Annotated in this window: 5 protein-coding genes; 1 reads left to right on the forward strand and 4 read right to left on the reverse strand. The window is 71.4% G+C overall.

Features of this window, described 5'->3' with window-relative positions; all coding sequences use genetic code 11:
* Window positions 1-438 precede the first annotated feature (438 nt).
* Window positions 439-1,137, reverse strand: coding sequence for a demethylmenaquinone methyltransferase (locus I8D64_RS16690; protein WP_200503912.1), 699 nt, complete (start codon window positions 1,135-1,137; stop codon window positions 439-441).
* A 190-nt stretch (window positions 1,138-1,327) separates the two neighbouring features.
* Here I8D64_RS16690 and serC point away from each other — a divergent pair, with 190 nt between their 5' ends.
* Window positions 1,328-2,464, forward strand: a complete 1,137-nt coding sequence (gene serC, locus I8D64_RS16695) for a phosphoserine transaminase (RefSeq protein WP_343068618.1) — start codon at window positions 1,328-1,330, stop codon at window positions 2,462-2,464.
* A 103-nt stretch (window positions 2,465-2,567) separates the two neighbouring features.
* Here serC and I8D64_RS16700 read toward each other — a convergent pair whose 3' ends face one another.
* The 3 genes from I8D64_RS16700 to nagB form a co-directional block, all read right to left on the reverse strand.
* Window positions 2,568-3,032 carry a MarR family transcriptional regulator gene (locus tag I8D64_RS16700; RefSeq protein ID WP_200503914.1) on the reverse strand — a complete coding sequence of 155 codons (465 nt, stop codon included), beginning with the start codon at window positions 3,030-3,032 and terminating at the stop codon, window positions 2,568-2,570.
* Window positions 3,029-4,522 (reverse strand): NCS2 family permease, encoded by a 1,494-nt coding sequence (locus I8D64_RS16705; protein ID WP_200503915.1) that lies wholly within the window; start codon window positions 4,520-4,522, stop codon window positions 3,029-3,031. Before I8D64_RS16705 ends, I8D64_RS16700 begins: the two co-directional genes overlap by 4 nt.
* Window positions 4,523-4,658: 136 nt before the next feature.
* Window positions 4,659-5,444, reverse strand: a complete 786-nt coding sequence (gene nagB / locus I8D64_RS16710) for a glucosamine-6-phosphate deaminase (RefSeq protein WP_200503916.1) — start codon at window positions 5,442-5,444, stop codon at window positions 4,659-4,661.
* Window positions 5,445-5,717: the final 273 nt, after the last annotated feature.

The following is a 5,717-nucleotide window of genomic DNA, read 5'->3' on the forward strand; positions in this document are numbered from 1 at the left end:
ACGCGCACTCAAAGATCCGCACCCATCCGGGCCTTCTCTCCGAGGCAACCCCTAAAGCTTAGGAGCAATCGGTTCTCCATGTCAACTCGGCACCCTGTGATCTGGGCTACCACCGAAACTGACTATTGAATTAACCGGAGCACCCGAACCCATCCGAGAAACCAGAAACACTGTTTCCAATCCCCCGAACCTGTCCGCCGGGCACGAGGTAATAACTTACGCACCCCGAGCCCCCACGTCAACTCCACAGCCCCTGGTCAGAGCGTGTTCTGCACCACGTGTGCCCGGGCGGGCACCGCCGGTCGGCGCCGGAGGCTCGCCGCTCGTGTGTTCGGAGCCCTCCGGTCGTGCCTGTGGGCGCTCCGCCATGGACTCGTGAGGGCGGCCCGGGGCCGGGCGTCGGCGCCCTGAGGAACGAGGAGGACCGAGGGACGAGGTTCAGGCTGCCGGCACCACGCCGCGATGCAGGGCGACGATGCCGCCGGTGAGGTTGCGGAACTGGACCTGCTTCAGGCCCTCGTCGAGCATCCAGGTGCGCAGCTCCTCCTGGTCCGGCCAGTCGAGGATCGACTCGGAGAGGTAGTCGTAGGCCTCGGGGCTCTGCGTCACGCGATGGGCGACCGCGGGGATCGCGCGCAGCAGGTACCTGCTGTAGACGGTGCGGAACACGGTGGACGTGGGCGTCGAGAACTCGCAGATGACGACCCGCCCGCCGGGCCGGACCACGCGCGCCATCTCCGCGATGGCGGTCCGAGGCTGCTGCACGTTGCGCAGTCCGAAGGAGATGACAGCGGCGTCGAAGGAGTCGTCGGCGAACGGCAGCGCCTGCGCATCCGCGGCGACGAAGGGGATGTGCGGCTGGCGCCGTCGGCCCTCCTCCATCATGCCCAGCGAGAAGTCGGCGGCCACGGCGTCGGCGCCGGCGTCCACGAGCGCGGCGGTCGAGGTGCCCGTGCCGGCGGCGAGGTCCAGGACGTGCTGGCCCGCCGTGATGTCGAGAGAGTCCACCATGGCCCGGCGCCACGAGCGCACCTGTCCCAGGGCGGCGAGGTCGTTCATGAGGTCGTACCTGCGCGCGATGCCGTCGAACATCCCGGCGACGTCGTAGGGGTTCTTGTCGAGCTCCGCGCGGTTCATGCCTCGATACTGCCAGAACTCGCGCCCCGGTTCGTCGCCGAAGGGGTGTCGCGGGACCGTCCACACAGCGGAGCCGTCTCGCACGGAGGGCGGGCCCCGTCGGACAATGGCAGGGTCGGCGCCGACGCGGTGCTCTCCGGCGCCGCGGCTGCCGCGCCCTGTCCACCACCCACACCTCGCAGGAGGCCCAGTGCCCGCGCTCGACCGCATCACCATCCCCGATGAGCTGCTCCCAACGGACGGGCGGTTCGGCTCCGGTCCCTCGCGCATCCGTCCCGAGCAGATGGCCGCTCTCTCGGCGCTCGGATCGAGCGTCATGGGGACTTCCCACCGACAGGCGCCCGTCAAGGACCTCGTGCGCCGGGTCCGTGAGGGCCTCGCGGAGCTCTTCGCCCTGCCCGAGGGGTACGAGATCGTGCTGGGCAACGGCGGCTCGACCGCGTTCTGGGATGCGGCCGCGTTCGGTCTGATCCGGGAGCGCGCACAGCACCTGGTCCTCGGCGAGTTCTCCTCGAAGTTCGCAGCGGAGACCGCCGGCGCGCCCCACCTGTCGGATCCCTCGGTGCTGCGCGCCGAGCCCGGCAGCGGCATCGCTCCCCGGGCGGACGAGACGGTGGATGCCTACGCGTGGCCGCAGAACGAGACGTCGACCGGGGTCATGCTCCCGGTACGCCGGCCGGAGGGCGCCGGCGAGGATCAGCTCGTCCTCGTCGACGCGACGAGCGCCGCGGGCGGCGTGGCCGTGGACCTCGCCCAGACGGACGCGTACTACTTCGCACCGCAGAAGTCCTTCGCCTCCGACGGAGGGCTCTGGATCGCGGCCCTCTCCCCCGCTGCGATCGAGCGCGCCGAGCAGCTCGATGCCGGCGACCGCTGGATCCCCGAGTTCCTCTCGCTCACGGCCGCGATCAGCAACTCCCGCAAGGACCAGACGCTGAACACCCCTGCGATCTCCACCCTCGTGCTGCTCGCGGAGCAGATCGAATGGATCCTCGGCCAGGGTGGACTGGCCTGGGCCGACGCGCGCACCCGCGCCACGAGCGGTCTCCTGCAGGACTGGGCCGCGAAGCGCGAGGAGGTCTCCCCCTTCGTCGCCGACCCGGCGCTGCGCTCCCAGGTCGTCACGACGCTGGACCTTGCCGACGACGTCGATGCCGCGGGCATCGCCTCCCTGCTCCGCTCGCGCGGGATCGTGGACATCGAGCCCTACCGGAAGCTCGGCCGCAACCAGCTGCGGATCGCGACGTTCCCCGCCGTGCCGGAGTCCGATGTGCGCTCCCTGATCGCCGTCCTCGACCATGTCCTGGACGCGCTGCGGGAGGGCTGAGCAGCAGGCCGGTCACCACGAAGGACCGGACCGCCCGCGCGAAGGGCCCGGGCCGATCGCCGTCATGGCGTCGGCCCGGGCCCTTCGCGCAGGTCGGGCGCGATCACTCCCGGGCACCCTCGCGCGGGGCGTCCAGGAGGACGTCGCGCAGCATGCGGGCGGCCGTCTCCAGCTGTCCGAGCTGGGCGTCGTCGAGGCCGTCGACCCTTTCGCGCAGCCAGGCGCTGCGGGCCCGTCGGCCCTCCTCGACGATCGTCGCGCCCTCCTCGGTGAGGGCGAGCAGGACCTGCCGCCGGTCGCTCGGGTGGGGACGCCGGGCGACCCATCCCGCCTCCTCGAGCCGGGCGATGATCCGCGTCATCACGGGCGGGCTCACGCGCTCGAAGTCGGCGACGCGCCCGGGCGTGGCCTCGCCCTCCCTGTGCAGGCAGGCGAGCACGGAGAACTGGGCCACGGAGACCTCCTCCGAGGCCGCGCGCGAGCGCAGACGCCGCGAGGACACCAGCAGCACGCGGTGGAGATCCGCGACGATGTCGTCGACGTGCGCCTCCCGGGCCCGGTCGCTCACGTCAGCAGGCTCTCGAGGGGGCCGCGCAGGAAGTAGAGCACGAACAGGACGGCCACCACGTACATCAGCCAGTGGACTTCGCGGGCCTTGCCGCGCACGATCCGGATCACGACGTACATGAGGAAGCCCGCGCCCATGCCCACCGTGATCGAGTAGGTGAAGGGCATGAGCATGATGGTGAGAAAGGCGGGGATCGCCTTCTCGACGTCGGTGAAGTCGATCGAGGTCACCTGGGTCATCATGAGGAAGCCGACCATCACCAGCGCCGGGGTGGCCGCCTCGTAGGGCACCATCGCGACGAGCGGCGAGAGCAGCGTGCTGAGCAGGAACGCGAGGCCCGCGACGATCGCGGCCAGGCCCGTGCGGGCGCCCTCGGCGACGCCCGACGCCGACTCGGCGTAGCTCGTGGCGGAGGAGACGCCGCCGACGCCGCCGGCGATCGCCGCGAGGGAGTCGACCACCAGGATCCGCTGGGAATGGGGGATGTCGCCGTCCTCGTCGAGCATGTCGCCCTCGGCGGCGACCGCGACCATGGTGCCCATGGTGTCGAAGAAGTCGGCCAGCAGCAGCGAGAACACGATCGTGGTCGCGCCCACGGCGCCGGCCGCGGTGATGCCGCCGATGGGGTCCACGGTGAACAGGGTCGAGAAGTCGGGCATCTGCACGGGCGAGCCGCCGAGGCTCGGCACGTTCAGGCTCCAGCCGTGCGGGTTCGCGGCGCCGCCGTCGGACCCGTCGGAGTACGCGCCCACGCCGACGACCTTCTCGATGACGATCGCGAGCACGGTCGCGGCGACGATCGCGATGAGGATGGCGCCGGGGACCCTGCGCACGTACAGCGCGAACATGAGGACCAGGCCCACGATGAACACGAGGATCGGCCAGCCGGCCAGGGAGCCGTCCGCCCCCAGCTGGACCGGGGTGCCGTCGGCGGGGGTGATGAAGCGGGCGTTGAACAGGCCCACGAAGGCGATGAACAGGCCCAGGCCCACGCCGATCGCGGTCTTCATGAACGGAGGCACCGCGTTGAAGACGGCCCGGCGGAAGCCGGTGAGCACCAGGATCAGCACGACGACGCCCTCGATGAGCACGAGGCCCATCGCGCCGGCCCAGGTCATGCCCGGCAGCGGCGCGACCGAGTAGGCGATCACGGCGTTCAGGCCGAGGCCCGCGGCGAGGGCCAGCGGGAACTTCGCCCAGGCGCCCATGAGGATCGTGAGCAGTCCGGCCACGAGCGCCGTGCCGGCGGCCACCGCGGGCAGGTTGGGCTCGGTGCCGCCGCCCAGGTAGTGCCCCGTGGAATCGGGGACGGTTCCGATGATCAGCGGGTTCAGCACCACGATGTAGCACATCGCGAAGAAGGTGACGATGCCGCCGCGCACCTCGCGGCCGACGCTCGACCCCCGGGCGCTGATCCCGAAGAAGCGGTCGATGCCTGAGGAGGCGCCGGTGGGGGCGGGCGCGGTCGTGCCGGGGGGCGTCGTGTGCATGTCCAGATGCTATCCGCGCGGGCGGGAGGACCGGTTCCCTGGCGGACGTCGTGGACGGCGCGCGGGAGGGCGGGGCGGTCGCGTGCCGCGATCTGCGGCGGGCGCTCGGCGCGCAAGTGCCGAGCGCACACGGGGCTCAGCTCGCCAGGCGGTCCTTCTGGGACTGGATGAAGCGGTAGTAGTCGGCGTGCGTGAGATCACGCGCCGCGGCTTCGTCGACGACGACGGTGACCGCGGGATGCATCTGCAGGATGCTGGCCGGGCAGGCAGCGCTCACGGGGCCCTCGGCCATGTCGCGCACGGCCTGCGCCTTCCCCGCGCCGGTCGCGATGAGCACGATCCGGCGCGCCTCGCGGATGGTCGCCAGGCCCTGGGTGAGGACGTGGATCGGGACCTCGTCGGAGCTCGAGAAGAAGCGGGCGTTGTCGCGCACGGTCTGCTCGGTCAGGGTCTTCACGCGGGTGCGGGAGCCGAAGGAGCTGCTGGGCTCGTTGAAGCCGATGTGGCCGTTGGCGCCGATGCCGAGGATCTGGATGTCCACCCCGCCGGCCTCGCCGATGGAGGCGTCGTAGCGCACGGCCTCGGCGCGCGGGTCGGACGCCTCGCCGTCGGGCGAGAGCACGAGCTCATCGGGCATGTCCACGTGGCCGGTGAAGGTGTCGCGGATGAAGCGGTGGTAGCTCTGCTCGTGGTCGGCGCTGAGGCCGATGTACTCGTCGAGCAGGAAGGCGCGCGCGTGGGCGAAGCTCAGTCCCTGCTCGCGGTGGCGCGCGATCAGCTCGCGATACGTGAGGACCGGGCTCGATCCGGTCGCCAGACCGAGCACGGCGCCGTCCTCGCCGCGCTCGCGCAGGACCTCCTCGAAGCGGTCGGCGACGACCGCGGCCGCCTGCTCGGCGTCCTTCGCGATGATGATCTCCACGGGTCCTCCTGCAGTCCGTCGCCCGGCCCGGGAAGCACCCGCCGGACGGCTCATCGATGATCGAGCATGACCGGATCAGACATCCAATGATCATGTCCGATCACATCATAGAGCACGCGGGATGGCTCGCCGCACCTCCGGCGGTCCCGCTGTGCGCGACGGATCATCGGAGCCGCGGGCAGGGACAGCAGGACGACGACGGGCCCCGGGGATCGCCCCCGGGCCCGGCGTCGTCCGCGCCGCGGCAGCGCCGCGTGCGCCTGTCGGTCCGCG

Origin of the sequence: Brachybacterium halotolerans, from assembly GCF_016623465.1 — a bacterium.
In the GTDB taxonomy this organism is placed as follows: domain Bacteria; phylum Actinomycetota; class Actinomycetes; order Actinomycetales; family Dermabacteraceae; genus Brachybacterium; species Brachybacterium halotolerans.

What these genes read in the sequence shown, in the direction of transcription:
- I8D64_RS16705 (WP_200503915.1), bottom strand. Translation starts at nt 4,522, where the DNA reads ATGCACACGACGCCCCCCGGCACGACCGCGCCCGCCCCCACCGGCGCC.
- I8D64_RS16690 (WP_200503912.1), bottom strand. Translation starts at nt 1,137, where the DNA reads ATGAACCGCGCGGAGCTCGACAAGAACCCCTACGACGTCGCCGGGATG.